The sequence below is a fragment of the Halapricum sp. CBA1109 genome (assembly GCF_009741825.1).
Classification (GTDB): Archaea; Halobacteriota; Halobacteria; order Halobacteriales; family Haloarculaceae; genus Halapricum.
Genome location: NZ_WPCA01000066.1, coordinates 1 through 15,378, shown reverse-complemented (window position 1 = coordinate 15,378; position 15,378 = coordinate 1). Strand labels below are relative to the sequence as shown.

At 68.1% G+C, this 15,378-nt stretch carries 13 protein-coding genes, 1 tRNA gene and 5 pseudogenes; 7 read left to right on the top strand and 12 right to left on the bottom strand.

Features of this window, described 5'->3' with window-relative positions:
- On the bottom strand, positions 1–161 hold a 161-nt coding region (locus tag GJ629_RS08850; RefSeq protein WP_197428516.1), incomplete at its 3' end, for a CoA-binding protein.
- A gap of 84 nt (positions 162–245) precedes the next feature.
- On the opposite strand from GJ629_RS08850, the gene GJ629_RS08845 reads away from it, so the two are divergent.
- From GJ629_RS08845 to GJ629_RS08830, 4 genes and pseudogenes are all read left to right on the top strand, one after another.
- Positions 246–320: transfer RNA gene (locus tag GJ629_RS08845), tRNA-Arg, on the top strand.
- Between the two features lie 254 nt (positions 321–574).
- A pseudogene (locus tag GJ629_RS08840) lies at positions 575–1,425 on the top strand (class 1 fructose-bisphosphatase).
- Positions 1,426–1,701: 276 nt separating this feature from the next.
- Entirely contained in the window at positions 1,702–2,691 is a 990-nt protein-coding gene (locus GJ629_RS08835; RefSeq protein ID WP_157512647.1) for a ring-cleaving dioxygenase, read from the top strand.
- Positions 2,692–2,727: 36 nt separating this feature from the next.
- On the top strand, positions 2,728–3,450 hold the full coding sequence (locus GJ629_RS08830; RefSeq protein ID WP_157512646.1) for a hypothetical protein: 723 nt from the start codon (positions 2,728–2,730) through the stop codon (positions 3,448–3,450).
- 84 nt (positions 3,451–3,534) lie between these two features.
- Here the strand turns inward: GJ629_RS08830 and GJ629_RS08825 are convergent, their stop codons facing one another.
- Complete coding sequence (locus GJ629_RS08825; protein ID WP_157512645.1) at positions 3,535–3,729, bottom strand: cold-shock protein; 195 nt, start codon at positions 3,727–3,729, stop codon at positions 3,535–3,537.
- A 200-nt stretch (positions 3,730–3,929) separates the two neighbouring features.
- Here GJ629_RS08825 and GJ629_RS08820 point away from each other — a divergent pair, with 200 nt between their 5' ends.
- The 3 genes and pseudogenes from GJ629_RS08820 (at position 3,930) to GJ629_RS16170 (ending at position 6,436) form a co-directional block, all read left to right on the top strand.
- Complete coding sequence (locus tag GJ629_RS08820; protein ID WP_370515842.1) at positions 3,930–4,529, top strand: class I SAM-dependent methyltransferase; 600 nt, start codon at positions 3,930–3,932, stop codon at positions 4,527–4,529.
- 70 nt (positions 4,530–4,599) lie between these two features.
- A pseudogene (locus GJ629_RS17970) lies at positions 4,600–5,505 on the top strand (ABC transporter ATP-binding protein); the annotation flags it as partial.
- A gap of 28 nt (positions 5,506–5,533) precedes the next feature.
- Complete coding sequence (locus GJ629_RS16170; RefSeq protein WP_197428515.1) at positions 5,534–6,436, top strand: ABC transporter permease; 903 nt, start codon at positions 5,534–5,536, stop codon at positions 6,434–6,436.
- A 43-nt stretch (positions 6,437–6,479) separates the two neighbouring features.
- Here the strand turns inward: GJ629_RS16170 and bioD are convergent.
- From bioD to lpdA, 10 genes and pseudogenes are all read right to left on the bottom strand, one after another.
- Positions 6,480–7,136: pseudogene (gene bioD / locus GJ629_RS08810) on the bottom strand (dethiobiotin synthase); the annotation flags it as partial.
- Positions 7,133–7,552 carry an aminotransferase class I/II-fold pyridoxal phosphate-dependent enzyme gene (locus tag GJ629_RS08805; RefSeq protein WP_370515841.1) on the bottom strand — a complete coding sequence of 140 codons (420 nt, stop codon included), beginning with the start codon at positions 7,550–7,552 and terminating at the stop codon, positions 7,133–7,135. The gene GJ629_RS08805 and the pseudogene bioD, both read right to left, overlap by 4 nt.
- Positions 7,539–8,503, bottom strand: a pseudogene (locus tag GJ629_RS17060) (aminotransferase class I/II-fold pyridoxal phosphate-dependent enzyme). The gene GJ629_RS08805 and the pseudogene GJ629_RS17060 overlap by 14 nt, the downstream one beginning before the upstream one ends.
- Positions 8,500–9,563, bottom strand: a pseudogene (locus GJ629_RS08795) (ABC transporter ATP-binding protein). The pseudogenes GJ629_RS17060 and GJ629_RS08795 overlap by 4 nt, the downstream one beginning before the upstream one ends.
- On the bottom strand, positions 9,560–11,350 hold the full coding sequence (locus GJ629_RS08790; protein ID WP_197428518.1) for an iron ABC transporter permease: 1,791 nt from the start codon (positions 11,348–11,350) through the stop codon (positions 9,560–9,562). Before GJ629_RS08790 ends, GJ629_RS08795 begins: the two are co-directional and overlap by 4 nt.
- Positions 11,351–11,352: 2 nt before the next feature.
- The gene (locus tag GJ629_RS08785; RefSeq protein WP_157512643.1) at positions 11,353–12,444 is read right to left on the bottom strand and encodes a thiamine ABC transporter substrate binding subunit; all 1,092 of its coding nucleotides are present in this window, start codon (positions 12,442–12,444) and stop codon (positions 11,353–11,355) included.
- A gap of 84 nt (positions 12,445–12,528) precedes the next feature.
- Positions 12,529–13,275 carry a biotin/lipoate A/B protein ligase family protein gene (locus tag GJ629_RS08780; RefSeq protein ID WP_370515840.1) on the bottom strand — a complete coding sequence of 249 codons (747 nt, stop codon included), beginning with the start codon at positions 13,273–13,275 and terminating at the stop codon, positions 12,529–12,531.
- On the bottom strand, positions 13,272–13,541 hold the full coding sequence (locus GJ629_RS08775) for a hypothetical protein (protein ID WP_157512642.1): 270 nt from the start codon (positions 13,539–13,541) through the stop codon (positions 13,272–13,274). The genes GJ629_RS08780 and GJ629_RS08775 overlap by 4 nt, the downstream gene beginning before the upstream one ends.
- 2 nt (positions 13,542–13,543) lie before the next feature.
- A complete protein-coding gene (locus tag GJ629_RS08770; protein WP_157512641.1) occupies positions 13,544–13,945 on the bottom strand; it encodes an OsmC family protein in 402 nt (133 codons plus the stop codon).
- Between the two features lie 74 nt (positions 13,946–14,019).
- Positions 14,020–15,378, bottom strand: a 1,359-nt coding sequence (lpdA, locus tag GJ629_RS08765; RefSeq protein ID WP_157512640.1) for a dihydrolipoyl dehydrogenase, incomplete at its 5' end; no start/stop codon positions are given.

Below are 15,378 nucleotides of genomic sequence, written 5' to 3'. Positions count from 1 at the left end.
TCGTCGGCGAAGGGGTTGACCGGGACGACGTCGTAGCCCTGATCCAGCATATATTTCGGGATGTCGTGGGCTGCCTTTCCGGGGCTGGTCGAGCAGCCGACGACAGCGATGCGGTTCCCGTGGAGTATCTCCCGAAGCGTCTCGTCGTCGGTGACTGGCATACCCTGACAGAGGGGCGGCTCCCGAATAAAGGGTGCTGCCGAACCGAGTCGTTTAACTTGGGTGGCGGGTAACGGGATGTCGTAGGGCGCTTAGCTCAGCTCGGACAGAGTGCTTGGCTTCGGACCAAACCGTCGGGGGTTCAAATCCCTCAGCGCCCGTCTTCTGTCGCTCGCAGACCGCGAGCAACGCGTCGGTCTTCCGGAGGCTCAAATCCCGACGGATTCGGCTCTGAGAGAGACGGCCACGTCACGCAGACGACCGCACACGCAACACGGGATTCGTCCTCGCCGCTTCGACGCGTGACGAAATGTTTCGTATATCCTCCGATTTCACCGCGGAGAAGTGCTCTGAAGGGGTATTTTTACTACCCTGCTTCTCGAAGTGTCGAGTGCGACGCGTCGGTTCAATCCACATGAACACGCTCGATACACTCACGCGGGCAGTCAGAGAGACGGCCAGTTACATGGACAGTTATCTCGGGAGTCGCGCCGGCAACCGCGGCGAGACGAACCCGAGCGGCGAGGTCCAGAGCGAGGCGGACGCTGGGCCGACGACCTCTACGTCGACGCGCTGACGCCGATAGAGGGCGTCGGCGGCTACGCGAGCGAGGAGCGGGAGTCGATTATCGACTGCGGCGAGGGGTACACGGTGACCGTCGACCCCCTCGACGGGTCGGCCAACCTCGCGTCGAACAACTCCGTCGGTACTATCGTCGGCGTCTACGACACGGACATCCCGGCGACCGGCCGGGACCTCGTGGCGTCGATGATGGTCCTGTTCGGTCCGTACACGACGATGACAGTCGCGCGCGAGGACCGCGACGTGGTTCAGGAGTACCTCCTCCGGGACGGTCACAGCGAGCGCCGGGGGACGTTCAGCCTCCCCGAAGACCCTGCGGTCGTCGGTCTCGCGGGCAAACCAATCGACCGGTCCGAACGGCTCAACGCCCTCGCCAAGGACCTCGAGCACGACCTGAAACTCCGGTATGGCGGCGCGACGGTCGCCGACCTCGCGCAGGTCCTAGAGTACGGCGGCCTGTTCGGCTACCCGGTGACGGACGTCTATCCCGAGGGGAAACTCAGGGTCCACTTCGAGGCGGCGCCGCTCTCGTACCTCGTCGAGGCCGCGGGCGGGGCCTCGACCGACGGCCACCAGTCGCTGTTGGACGTGGACCCGGACGGTATCCACGCGCGGACTGGGACGTTCATCGGCAACCCGGAACTGATCGACCGCGTCGAGACGGCGCTATCGGGGGACGACTAACCCCGTCCTTTTTCAAACGAGTTGTCAGTTCGCGGCAACGCTATCCGTTTACAACAGGTGTAATTAATATCGGGCCGAACGCCTATTTGCTGCTCCCCAGCAGTGACCCCGACCAGACACCCTTCGTTCCATGGTGTGTAGTGGGGTGGGGTGGGCCTGAACCCCTTCCGCTGTTCCCCCCAGGTTCCACTTCACTTCCTTTGGCTCGATGCTCCGTCGACCCGGTAACACCGGTGTCAGCAGAGATTCAAGTACTCCCGACGCCAACCGTACGGTATGACGACACCACCGCCGACGCCGGGCATCCACCACGTCACGTGTATCGCGGGCGACCCGCAGCGAAACCTCGACTTCTGGGTCGAGACGCTTGGCCTGCGGTTGGTCAAGCGGTCGATCAATCAGGACGACCCCGAGACGTACCACTTCTTCTTCGCGGACGCGGAGGGGACGCCGGGGACGAGTATGACCTTCTTCCCGTGGGAGAATATGACCCAAGGGAAGGTCGGGTCGGGACAGGTTTCCCGGACGGCCTTCCGTGTCCCGGAGGGGAGTCTGGACTTCTGGGAGGACCGCTTTGACGCCCACGACGTGGAGTACGACGACCGGGTCGAACGCTTCGGGGAGACGGTGCTCCCGTTCCGGGACCCCGACGGCCTCCCGGTCGAACTCGTCGCCGTCGAGATTCCCGAGGACGACCCGACGGTCCCGTGGACGGAGTTCGTCGACGAGGACGTCGCCATCCGGGGGTTCCACTCGGTGACGCTGTGGCTCGCCGACCCCCAGTCGACGACGGACCTCCTGGAGACGATGGGGCTGGAGGAACAGGGCACCGAGCAGTCGCCGGGCGACACGCCGGGGGACGAGCGGACTCGCTACGCCGCCGCCGGGCCGGTCGGGGCCTACGTCGACGTGCTTCCGACGGTCGAGGGGGGTCGACAGGGTCACGGGACCGTCCACCACGTCGCCTTCCAGACGCCGACCGACGACGACCAGGAGGCGATGCGCTCGGCCGTCCAGTCGGCGGGCCTGCGACCGACCGCACAGATCGACCGCCACTGGTTCCGGTCGGTCTACTTCCGTGAACCGAGCGGCGTCCTCTTCGAGTTGGCGACCAGCGGTCCGGGCTACACCAGCGACGAACCCCTCTCGGAGTTGGGCGGTCGCCTCGTCCTCCCCGGGAAGTTCGAGGGCCGACGCGACCAGATAGCGGCCGCGCTGACGGACGTGACGGTCCCCACATCCGAGACGGCCGTCGCCGACGACTGACGCCGACCTTATCTCCGCGGCGCTACTGAGGCGAGTATGACCGAGTGGCCACCCATCGACCCGGCGGACGCGTCGGCCGTCGCCGACCGACGCGAGGACGTTCTCGCCGCCGTCGAGGAACACGCCGGCCGGATCGCCTACCAGTTGGCACGCCTACAGGGCGGCGACTACGGGCAGGCGACCGTCGAGACCGACCGCGCGGAGTGGACGCTCAGCTACGAGGCCGGCGACTTGGAGTACCTCCGGTACGACCCGACCCGGGGTTCCGAGGTGTACGTCGTCTCGACACAGCGACCGCCGGAGTCGGCGGCGTTGGCGAGAGCCCTCGAAGACTACTCGGCGTTCGTCAGCGGGTTCGAGGCTTACGTCGAATCCCGGCGCGGCGCTCTGGACGACGTCTCGACGGAGTTCCCTGAGGTAGCCAGCACCGACGGCGTCGTCGCCGAACGCGACCGCGTCCTCGACCGCATCCGAGACGTCTGTGACCGCATCGCGAGGCAGTTGCGCCGCTACGAGGGCGGGGAGTACGGGACCTACACTGCCCGTGTCGCGGGCACCCGCTGGGAACTGAAATACGACGAGGACGGCGCGTCGTATCTCCGGGTCGGGGGGTCGAGCGGAGTGTATCTCCTCTCGCAGTATCAGCCACCGTCGGCGGCCGACATCCGGGAGTACGCGCCCCGGTTCTCGGCGTTCGTCGAGACGTACAACGACCACGTCGCCGAGCTAGAGGCCGACCTCGCGGGCGTGGAGTTGTGACGCCCGAGCAGCGGCCGCTGAGGGCCGGCGGAGCGTCGTGACTCGCGGATCGGGAAAATCGGAGAAAACCGACAGTCAGAGCCGCTAGTTGCGGACGACGTTCGTCGCGCGCGGACCCTTGGGGGCCTGCTCGATGTCGAATTCGATGTCCGTTCCTTCTTCGAGGTCCGCGCCGCCGACATCTTCCATGTGGAAGAACACGTCGTCGTCTGCGTCCTCAGTCTCGATGAAACCGTAGCCGCCGTTGTCGTGGAAGAAATCCACTGTACCGTTTGCCATTGCGAGTAACAAGTACGGCCCACCACTCATATACTGTTCGATGTTCGTCCAACAGAATATCTGATTATTGGACGAATATCTATATTGTGGTCGGCGCAGTCCTCGTCGTCCGTCTCCGGGTATCTCCGCTCGGACTGCCTCGGACGCCGTGTCGGCCCCGTTGTCGGAAGCGCTTTGGGGCGTGACGGTGGTGGTACAGTGTGGACGACAACGACATCCGACAGGAGTGGGCCGAGCGGTCCGGCGAGTACTCGCCGGAGTACTACGCCCACTACGGGCCCGACGAGACGAGCGACCGCGTCGTCGCGGCCGTCGAGCGCCACGTCGGGAGCGACGCCCACGTCCTCGAAGTCGGCTGTTCCGCGGGCCGACACCTCGCGGCGCTACACGAGGCCGGCTTCGAGTCGCTGACCGGCGTCGACGTCAACGCCGACGCGCTGGACGTGCTCGCGGAGACGTATCCGGCCCTCGCGCGGACCGGCACCTTCCACGCCGGCGCCGTCGAGGAGTTCGTCACCGGCGTCGACGACGACGCCTTCGACGTGGTGTTCTCCGTCGAGACGCTCCAGCATATCCCGCCGGACAACGAGTGGGTGTTCGACGAACTGTCCCGCGTCACGAGCGACCTCCTCGTCGTCGTCGAGAACGAAGGCCGCGAGCCGGGTACCGTCGAGTACGTCGACGAGGACGTGCCGCTGTTCTATCGGGACTGGCAGTCGGTGTTCACCGACCGCGGACTCCTCGAACGGGAGTCGACCACGGGCAAACGCGACACGCTCAGAGTGTTCTCGGTCGCGTGAGACTGCCGCCGCCCGGTTCGTTCCTCACAGATGAGAAAGTATAGAAGTGGTGCGTGACTCACGACCTATCGTGACAGCGATACAGACAGACGGCCTGACGAAGCGCTTCGGCGAGGACGTCCTCGCCGTCGACGACCTGACGTTTCAGGTCGAGGAGGGCGAGATATTCGGCTTCCTCGGCCCGAACGGGGCCGGCAAGTCGACGACCATCAACCTCCTGCTCGATTTCATCCGGCCGACCGAGGGATCCGCGACGGTCCTCGGGATGGACGCCCAACAGGAGTCACAAGCCCTGCGCGAACGCATCGGCGTCCTCCCGGAGGGGTACGAGGTGTACGACCACCTCACTGCGCGCGAACACCTCGAGTGGGCAATCGAGACGAAAGGCACGCGCGACGACCCAGCGGAGATACTGGCCGAAGTCGGCCTCACCGAGGACGCCGACCGGCGGGCCGGCGGCTACTCAAAGGGGATGGCCCAGCGGTTGGCGCTCGGTATCGCCCTGACCGGCGACCCGGACCTGCTGATCCTCGACGAGCCCTCATCGGGGTTGGACCCCAACGGCATCCAGCATATGCGGGAGTTGATCCGCGAACGGGCGGCAGACGGCACGACCGTCTTCTTCTCCAGTCACATCCTCTCGGAGGTCGAGGCGGTCTGTGACCGCATCGGCATTATGAATCAGGGGACGCTGACGGCCGTCGACACGCTCTCGGGGCTTCGGGACAGCGCCGGCGGGATGGCGACCATCGAAGTCGCCGTCGGGTCGGTGCCGGAGTCGCTGGCCCTCGACGCCATCGAGGGCGTCGTGGACGTGACCGTCGCGGACGGCCTCGTCACCGCACAGTGTGCCGACCCGTCGGTCAAGGCCGACGTAGTGACCCACCTCGACGACCGGACCGACGTCCGGGACATCATCTCACAGGACACCTCCTTGGAGGAGCTTTTCAACACCTACACGACGAGCCGGGACGCGACGCCGCCGAGGAGATGGAGGTGCCGGTATGAGCGCCATCTCCGTCGCCAAGAAGGACTTCACGGACACCCGCCGGACGAAGACGCTGTGGATCGTCGTGGGACTGATGACCGCCCTCGGTGGGCTGATGGCCTACGTCTTCGGCGGGAGTCTGGCGGGCGCGGACGCCGAGACGTTCAAACAGCTCTATCAGGCCGTGGCGATAGTGACGGCCATCATCATCCCCATCGTAGCGATGATAGCGACGTACCTCGCTATCGCCGGCGAGCGAGACAGCGGCAGCATCAAGTTCATGCTCTCGTTGCCCAACAGCCGTCTCGACATGTTCGTCGGGAAGTTCCTCAGCCGCGCGGCCGCGGTCACCGCGACGGTCCTGTTGATGTTCACGGTCGTCACCGGGCTGTTGGCCGTCCGCATCGGGGCGCTCCCGCTCGGGTTCGCACTCGGCGTGATCGGCATCCTCGTGCTGTACTCGCTGACGTTCGTCTCCGTCGCCATCGCGATGTCCTCGATGGTTGCCTCCCGAAGCCGTGCCATCGCGGGCGCCGTCGGCGCGTACTTCGTGATGGTGATCCTCTACGTCTTCCCGATGGTCTCTATCACCGACGTCGTCCGGTGGGCCCACCACGACCTGCTTGGACTGGCCGAGAACCCCGACCTCTACGACTTCGTGTTGCACACGAGCCCCTTCTTCGCGCTCCAGAAGGCGCTGAACCTCGTGTTGCCCACGGATATGGCGTTCATCCCGTTCCGGGGTGACCGGGTCTCGGAGTCGGCGGCGATCAACGCCGAATCGGCCCGCGAGGCCGCGATGGCCGTCGATCTCCCGCTGTATCTGACCGACGAGTTCTCGCTCGTGATCCTCGCGTTCTGGATCGTCGTCCCGTTGGCGCTGGGGTACTGGCGCTTCGAGCGGGCCGATCTGGGCTGACGCGACAGGTTCGTCGTCCCCGCTCACCACCGGAGGCGGCCGGCAGCACCGCCGGATCCAGTTTCTTCGAGATCGTTTTCGCCACGGCCGCCGCCCCGTCGCCGTCGACCGCCGGGACTGTCGTCACCGGACAGTCCGTCATCTCCCGGAGTACGGCGGGGTTGGTCCGCTCGGCGGTCGTTGCGCCCTCGTAGCCGTTCACCACGACGCCGGTCACCGGGACCGCCCGCCGGCGCAACGCCTCGACGGTCAGCGCCGTGTGGTTGAGCGTCCCCAGCCCCGACCGCGCGACGACCAGCGCCGGCACGTCGAGGTCGGCGACGAGGTCGATCACCTCCCGGTCGTCGGCCAGCGGGACCCTGAGGCCGCCGATACCTTCGACGAGTCCCTGCTCGCACTCAGACAGCGCGCTCTCACACGCGTCCAGAATCGACTCGTAGCGCAACTCCTCGCCCGTCTCCTCGGCCGCGACGGCAGGGGCCAGCGGCGGTTCGAGGTAGCGACCACACCGCGCGGCCGCCTCCTCGCCACAGGCTTCCCGGACCACGCCGGCGTCGTCGTCCGGCGGATGCCCGGTCTGGCAGGGCTTGACCGCGCGGGTGTCCCGGTCCTCCTCCCGGAGGCGCTTGGTCAGCGCCGCGGTGACGACTGTCTTCCCGACGCCGGTGTCCGTTCCGACGACGGCGAGGTGGTCGCTCACAACAGTCCCACCTCCGCGCCGGCCGCCCGGAAGGCGTCCAGACAGCGGTCCAGTTCGGCGTCGGTGTGGGTCGCCGTCGGCGCGACCCGGAGCCGACTCGTCCCCTCGGGCACCGTCGGCGGCCGGATGCCGGGCGCGACGACGCCTCGCTCGCGGAGCGCCGCGTCCAGCGCCATCGCCCCCTCGCGGTCACCGACCATCACCGGGAGAATCTGCGTCGACCCGCGGACGGTGTACCCCATCTCTGCCAACCCCGACCGGAGGCGTTCGACGGCGTCCCAGAGTCGTTCCCGGCGCTCTGCACTCCGGGCGATGGTCAACGCCTCGTTCGCGGCGGCCGCCGACGGCGGTGCCAGCCCAGTCGAGAAGACGAACGACCGCGCGGCGTGAGAAGATGTTCGATCAGGCTTGCTCACCGGCAACGTAGCCGCCCTGACTCGCCAGCGCTTTCGAGAGCGTGCCTAGCTGGACGTCCACGCGGTCCGAGAGCCCCTCCCGCTGGACGACCCCGCCGCCGTCGTCGTACAGGCCCGTCGCGTGGGCCTCGTCGACCATCACCCACGCGCCGTGGGATTCGGCGGCGTCACAGACCGCCGCGACGCCGTCGCCCATCGGGACGGCATCATCGTCGATATCGAAGCGCACGTCCGCGCCGTCGGCCATCTCGACGAGGCCGCCGGCGGCGCCGCCCTCCGTGGCGTCGTGCATCGCGGTGACGCTCCCGGCGTCGTGGGCGGCGAGGGCGTCCTCGACCGCCGCGATGTCGTCGACTCGCCGCTGGGCGGTCGCGACCGCCTCGGGGTCGAGGCCGAGGTCCTCGGGATACAGCGTCGCGAACAGGCCGGCGACTTCGGCGCCGGACCGGTCGAGACGATCAGCGCGTCGCCCGGCGTCGCGCCGTCCGGCCTGACCACGGACTCGAAGTCGCCGACCCCGAACGCCGTCGCGCCACCGACCCAACTGCTCTCGATGTCGGCGTAGTACCCGGTGTGGCCCGAGACGATAGCGACGCCCAGATTTCGGGCGTGCGCGTCGATCCCCGCCCAGATACCTGCGAAGGTATCGTCGGGGAAGTCCGGCGGGAGCGTCAACGAGATGGTGGCGTGCGTGGGGGCGACGCCGGAGACTGCCACGTCCGCGAGGACGATGTCCAGCGCGAGTTTGCCGGCGCGTTCGGGACCGAGTTCGGGGAGAAAGGACAGGGGATCGGTAGCGGTGACGACTGCCTGCCCGCCGGCCTCGAAGACGCCGAAGTCGACGCCGGCGGTCGGGCCGACGCGCACGTCCTCGCGGTCGGCCCCGAGGCGGGGCGCGATGACGGAGTCGAAGGTGTCGGCGTCTATCTTGCCGAGGCGGTCGTCGGTCACGACACGTCACCCCCGACGATGGACACGTCCGCGGGCGAGATGCCGAGCGTGACGGCCCCCTCTGGCGCGCTGTCGCCGGTGTATTTCACCAGCAGCGACCGGTCGCCCCACGCACAGTGGACGCGGTAGGCGTCGCCGAGGAACTCGACCGTCCCGACGGTCGCGGTCAGCGTGATCGGTGCGTCGTCGTCCCCGAGGCGAACGTCCTCGGGGCGGACCGACAGCGTCACCGACGCTCCCGTCGGTGGGAGGGAGTCGACCGGGACGGTCAGCGCCTGTGTGTCGGCCGCGGTGCCGAGGCGCACCCGCGGCGGGTCGGTCGAGACGACCTCGCCGTCGAGGAGGTTGTTGTCGCCGACGAACTCGGCGACGAACCGGGTCGCCGGTTCACGGTAGATGGTCTCCGGCGGGCCGACCTGCTCGACGCGGCCGTCGTGCATCACGGCCACGCGGTCGCTTATCGCCAGCGCCTCGGCCTGATCGTGGGTGACGTAGACGGTCGTTATCGACAGTTCCTGCTGGAGGTCCCGAATCACGACACGGAGTCGCTCCCGGAGGCGGGCGTCAAGCGCCGAGAGCGGTTCGTCGAGCAACAGCACGTCCGGGCCGGGCGCCAGCGCGCGGGCGAGGGCGATGCGCTGTTGCTGGCCGCCGGAGAGTTCCTCGGGGTCGCGGTCGCCATCCCCGCCATATCGACGAGTTCGAGCAGGTCGGTCACGCGCTGGTCGTCGGAGATGTCGCCCGGCGGGTCCCGATAGCGGAGGCCGTAGGCGACGTTCTCCCGGACGCTCATATGGGGAAACAGGGCGTAGTTCTGGAAGACGACACCGATGTTACGATCCTCCGGAGGGACGCCGGCGACGTCCTCGCCGCCGATAGCGACGGTGCCGGAATCGGGGTCCTCGAAGCCGGCGACGGTCCGCAGCGTCGTCGTCTTCCCGCATCCGGAGGGGCCGACCAGCGTGAAGAACTCCCCGTCGGCGACCGACAGAGTGACCGCCTCAAGAGCCGCCACGCCGTCGAAGACGACCGAGACGTCGTTGAGGCGCACGTCGCTCATCGGTTCGACTCCCAGCGCCCGCCCAGACGGTCGATGACGACGAAGCTCAGCCCCGTCACGAACAGCAGGACGGTCCCCATCGCCGTCGCGGGGCCGAGGTCCGGACCGACCGAGCGGTTGCCGACGTACCGTTCCAGGGCCACGGGCATCGTATAGCTGTCCGCGCCTTCGGCGAGTAAGACCGTCGAATCGAACTCGCCGACGCTGATGGCGAAGGCGAACGCGGCCCCTGCAAGCACCGCCCCGGCGATCAGTGGCAGTTCGACGTCCACCAGCGCGCGGACCCGCGACGCCCCCAACGAGCGCGCGGCGTCCCGATACCGAGTGTCGAGGCCGCCCAGCGCAGGCGTGACGTTGCGCGTGACGAACGGATAGGCGGCGGCGGCGTGGGCGACGACGATAGCGACCGGGCCGACGGCCACGAAGCGGTAGCCGAAGAGGACCGTCCCGAACACCATCGTCTGTAGGAGGCCGAGGCCGACGACGATGCCGCTGACCGCGAGCGGCGCGGTGAGGACCGCTTCGGCCAGCCGCGACCCGCGGCCCTCGCGGGTCGCAACGACGGAGACGACGACGCCCATCGGCACCGCCAGCAGGAGCGTCCCGGCCCCGTACAGAAGCGAGTTCACGATGGCCGGCAGGGGTTTGGTCGTCCCCACGGCCGTCGAGGCCTGCTGGGCGAGCAGAAACTCGTAGTAGGCCGTCGTGAACGACCCGTCCGGCGCGGTGACGCTCTCGACCAGCAGACTGAGGAGAGGACCGAGGAAGACGACGGCCGCGACGACGCCGTAGCCCAGAATCGCCAGCCGAACCGGGCTCGTGAGCGTCTGACGGCCGATAGTAAGCGGCCGGCGGGGGAGTGACTGGCCGGCGCCGCTTGCCGAGCGCTGGCTGGCCTCGTAGCGCAGGTAGACGTACAGAAGCGCCAGCGAGAGCACGGTTTCGAGAGTCGCCAGCGTCGCCGCCTCGCTCAGGTCAAGCGCCTGCACGCGGGCGTATATCCACACCTCGACGGTCGCAAGCCGGAGGTCGCCCAGCGCGAGCACGATGGGGAAAGACATGAACGTGAACACGAAGGTCAGAAGCGCCGCCGTCAACAGCGCCGGCAACAGGGTCGGGAGGACGATATCACGGAAGGCCGACAGCGGCGAGGCGCCCATCGCACGGGCCGTCTCGACCTGCCGGCGGTCGACGGACTCCCACGCGGTCGTCACGAGCCGCGTCACCAGCGGCGCGTTGTAGAAGGCGTGGGCGACGATGATCGCTTCGAGCGTGTAGAGAATCTCGACCGATCCGAGACCGAGTGCGCCGAGCAGGTCGTTGAGTAGGCCCGTCTTGCCGAACATCGCGACGAACCCGACCGCGACCATAATCGACGGGAGGACGAACGGGACGATAGTCAGCGAGCGCAGCGTCCGCCGACCGCGGAAGTCGTAGCGAGCGAGGACGTACGCGCCCGGCAGCCCCAGCAGGACGCTCGCGGCCGTCGAGAGCGCGGCCTGATAGGCCGTGAAGCCGAACAATCCGAACCGGACGGACGGGAAGCCGGCGGCGACCCACGAGGCGATGCCCGCCGGAACGCCGAGCGGGTCGGCGAAGAGGTGGTGGGCGACGCCGGTGTAGAAGGGGTCTGAGAGGACATCGAGGAGGGGGACAGCAGTGAGTCGGCCGGCATCGAGGACGGCCTCGGCGAAGACGCTCCCGACGGGGTAGTAGAAGACGACGACGAGCGTGGCGACTGTGGCCGCCACGCCCGCCGGGAGCGCCGCGCGCTCGCCCCACCGCATCGTCACTCGCTGGCGACCTGTCGTGCCCAGTCGCTGATCCAGCCGTCGACGTTGCCCTGCAGTCGGTCGTAGCTGAACGTCACCGTCTCCGGCGGTCGCTTGGCCAGACTGTCGAAGGTCTCGTCGAGTTGTGCGTCGGTGACTGCCGGGAACTGGACGTTGCGCTCGGCGACCTGTCCCTGGTGGTCGGGCTGGAGGACGAAGTCCATAAAGAGGCGAGCGAGCGCGCGGTTGTCGGTGTCGGCGAACCGGGCCATCGTCTCGGGGTTGGCGTAGCCCTGGTCGTTGAGGAACCCGATCTGATGGCGCGTCAGGTCGGCGTCGGCGCCGTAGAACACCTGATCGGTCGAGTAGGAGACGACCATCGGGGCCTCCTCGTTCGAGTAGGCCTCGTAAGCCGGGCTCCAGTCGTCGAGAACCTGGACGCCGTTGTCCAGCAGGTCGGCCCAGTAATCGAGGTAGCCGTCCTCGCCCTTTGCGTCGACGGTCCACAGCACGAACGCCCGCCCGGGGTCTGACTGCTGGGCGTCTTGGGTGATGAGGCTGTCCGCGTACGCCGGTTCGAGCAGGTCGTCGAACGTCTCGGGGGCGTCGACCGCGCTCTCGTCGTAGACGAGGCTGATGTAGCCCGTGTCGTAGGGTATCGCCCGGCCCTGCGGGTCGATTTCGAGGTCGGTGTCGAGTGCGTCCCCGCGGTCTAGATAGTCCCGGCTGTGCAAGAACAGCGAGTCCTCCAGTTGCTCGTCCGCGCGGACGAGTTCCCCGGTGTTGAGGCCGACGTAGAGGTCGGCGTCGATTGACGCCCCGGACTGCTTGCGCTGGATGTACTGGTTGACACCGTTGCTCGGAACGGTGAACTCGACGGTGACCTCGGGGTACTCCTCCTCGAAGGCGGATTTGAGGTAGTTGCCGGCGGTCTCCTCGCCGGTGAAGGAGTCGTAGGTCGCCACGGTCAGCGTCCCGCTCGGCGTGCCGTCGATGGTCGCCCGTCCGTTGGGCGTGGTCGCGTTCTCTTCGACCGGACTCGCGGCACAGCCCGCGAGCGCTATCACTGTCCCCGCACCTGCCGTTTTGAGATACCGACGCCGTCTCATTAGTCAGTTGTTACACCGAGTGGTCATAAACCGCTCGGGACGCATCGCTGGGCGTTCCGGGACCGACGTGGCCTCGGAGCGGCCTCAGAGCTGCCGGTTCCACGCGTCGGTCTCGAACCGCTCGGCCGCGAGGTCTCGGGCCGCCGCGACGGCGTCGTCCGAGAGGGTCCCGTCGACGAGGTCAAAGCGGTCACCGGCGGCGTCTCGCATCGCGTCGATGACGGAGTCGCGGTCGGCCGCCGTGTGGTCGCCGATGCGGGCGACGCGCTTCTCGGCCGACGCGATGGCCTTGTCCGAGACCTTTTCCTCGCCGATGCGGAGCGTCCGGAGCATCGCCGCGACGTCGAGGTCGTAGCTCAGAGTCGTGTGGTGGAGCACGGCGTCGCCGGAGCGCAACTGCGCCGCGCCGCCGAGTTTCCCCGACGGGTGGGCGATGTCGTTCAGCGGTTCGTGGCTCGCGTCGACCCCCAGCGACCGCAGGGCATCGACGGTCCACGCGTCGAGGGAAGCGTAGCTCGCGGCTACGTCGTCGTCGACGGCCGCGCGTGGGAGGTACAGCGAGTAGGTTATCACCGACCCCGGTTCGACGTACATCGCGCCGCCGCCGGTGACTCGTCTGACCACGTCGACGCCGGTGTCCGCGACGTAGTCCGTGGCCACCTCGTCGGCGTAGGCCTGAAACCGCCCGAGCGCGACTGCCGGGGCGTCGCGGTACCAGAACCGGAGCGTCGGCTCCATCTCGCCGGCGGCCAGCCGGTCGGTCAGGACACGTTCGAGCGCCTGCTGGACCGGTTCGCTGTACGTCCCGGCGTCGACGACCCGGAGCCTCACGGTATCGCCTCCAGCGTCGCCGCGGCCAGATGATCGGCGTCGAACCCGATGAGCCGAGCGTCGACGCCGTCGATAGCCTCGACGAGTGTCTCCCGGTCGACGTCGGTCGGGTGACCCGCTATCGCCGCTTCGAGGTCCGCGCGCGCCGACGGGGGTTCGAGGAAGAAGTCACCGGTGAGACGGACGTCCTCGATGCGGTCGGTCGCCTCCAGTGTCACCTCGATTAGTTTCCCGTCGGGCACTTTGACGGTCCCTGTCGCGGGCATCGTCAGACGGCCACGTCGGCCCCGTCCTCGACCGTCACGTCGGCGTGGAGGCCCTCTCGGAGGGCCGTGTGGACGTGACAGTGCTGTTCGCCCAGTTCGACGAGTTCCGCGGGGTCGTCGACTGTCGCTTCGACGTACAGCGTGAAACTGATCGACTGGAGGTCGTCGTGGTCGTCGATTTCGGCCTCGGCGTCGATAGCCATCGCTCCGAGGTCGCCGTACCCCGACTGCTTCGCGCCGAGACGGACCGCCGGCAGGAAACAGGCGGCGTAGTCCGCGACCAGTACGGCGTTGGGGTTGGGCCCCGTCTCGTCCATCGGGTCGATACGGATCGCGAAGTCGCCGATGACGCTCTCGGTGTCGAATCCATCCTCGCTCGTCGTCGTGACGGTTATGTCTGCCATCGCTATTGTAGGATATCCACTATACAATTAAAACCTTTCCGTGCGTTCTCCCGCGGTGGGAATCGCCGGCGTCGTCAGTGGGTGTGGACCGCCGCGTCGTCGACATCGGCGGCGGCCTCCATAACGGCCTCCGAGAGCGTCGGGTGAGTGTGGACCGTCCCGGCCAGTTCCGCCGCGGTCATCCCCTGTTCTATGGCGACCGTGACCTCCCCGAGGAGTTCGGAGGCGTTCGGGGCGACCAGTTGTGCGCCGAGCATACGGCCACTCGCCTCGTCGGCGACGACCCGGGCGAAACCCGCCTCGGCCTCGACGGTGAGCGCGCGGCCGTTGGCCGACAGCGGCATCTCGCCGACCGCCGGGGTGTACCCCGCCTCGGCGGCCGCTTCGCGGGTCAGCCCGACGGTTGCGACCTCCGGGTCGGTGAAGACGGCGGCGGGCATCGCCGCGTGGTCGAGGGCGGCGGGTTCGCCGGCGATGGCGGCCGCGGCCACCTCGCCCTCGTGGCTGGCCTTGTGCGCGAGCATCGGTTCCCCCGCTACGTCGCCGACCGCGAAGACGTGGTCGAGCGCCGTCCGACCCTGCGCGTCGGTGTCGATGAACCCGTCGTCGTCCGTCCCGATACCGAGCGCGTCGAGGTCCACGGTGTCGGTGACCGGTTCCCGGCCCGCGACGACCGCCACGGCGTCGGCCGCCAGTTCGGTCGTCTCGCCGTCTTCGGTCTCGGTCTCGACTCGGACGCCCCCGTCGGTCGCGGTCCAGTCGGCCGCGAGTTCGCCGAAGCGGAAGGTGACACCGAGGTCCTCGGCCCGTTCGCGGACGATGCGCGAGACGTCGTCCTCGTACATCGGCAACACGTCGTCGAACATCTCGACGACCGTTACGTCGGTGCCGAGTTTCGCCAGCACCGTCGACAGTTCCATCCCGATGTAGCCGGCGCCGACGACGACCAGCGACTCCGGGACTTGTGCCAGTTCGAGGACGTCCCGCGAGTCGAGGACGTGTTCGCCGTCCGGTTCGAACCCGGGCACTTCGACCGGTCGGCTCCCGGTCGCGACGACGGCGTAGTCGAACCCGATTGTCCGTTCGCCGTCGTCGGTCGACACCGCGGCGACGTGGTCGTCGCGGAACCGCGCGACGCCGTCGACGAGCGTGACGCCGGCAGCCTGACAGAGGCCCTCGACGCCGCCGGTGAGTCGGTCGACGACCCCGTCTTTCCACGCGACCAGTTCCGAGAGGTCGACGTCGACGTCCGCGTCGATGCCGAGGTGGCCGGCGCTTGCGGCCTCGTGGGCCACGTCGCTCCCGTGGACGAGCGCCTTCGAGGGGATACAGCCGTAGTTGAGACAGGTCCCGCCGTAGGCGTCGCGTTCGACCAGCGTCACGTCGAGACCGTGCTGTGCCGCCCGTATCGCTGCGACGTACCCGCCCGGCCC

What these genes read in the sequence shown, in the direction of transcription:
- GJ629_RS08790 (WP_197428518.1), bottom strand. Translation starts at nt 11,350, where the DNA reads ATGCGGTGGGGCGAGCGCGCGGCGCTCCCGGCGGGCGTGGCGGCCACA.
- GJ629_RS08770 (WP_157512641.1), bottom strand. Translation starts at nt 13,945, where the DNA reads ATGGCAGACATAACCGTCACGACGACGAGCGAGGATGGATTCGACACC.
- GJ629_RS08830 (WP_157512646.1), top strand. Translation starts at nt 2,728, where the DNA reads ATGACCGAGTGGCCACCCATCGACCCGGCGGACGCGTCGGCCGTCGCC.
- GJ629_RS08835 (WP_157512647.1), top strand. Translation starts at nt 1,702, where the DNA reads ATGACGACACCACCGCCGACGCCGGGCATCCACCACGTCACGTGTATC.
- GJ629_RS08785 (WP_157512643.1), bottom strand. Translation starts at nt 12,444, where the DNA reads ATGAGACGGCGTCGGTATCTCAAAACGGCAGGTGCGGGGACAGTGATA.
- GJ629_RS08825 (WP_157512645.1), bottom strand. Translation starts at nt 3,729, where the DNA reads ATGGCAAACGGTACAGTGGATTTCTTCCACGACAACGGCGGCTACGGT.
- GJ629_RS08775 (WP_157512642.1), bottom strand. Translation starts at nt 13,541, where the DNA reads ATGCCCGCGACAGGGACCGTCAAAGTGCCCGACGGGAAACTAATCGAG.
- GJ629_RS16170 (WP_197428515.1), top strand. Translation starts at nt 5,534, where the DNA reads ATGAGCGCCATCTCCGTCGCCAAGAAGGACTTCACGGACACCCGCCGG.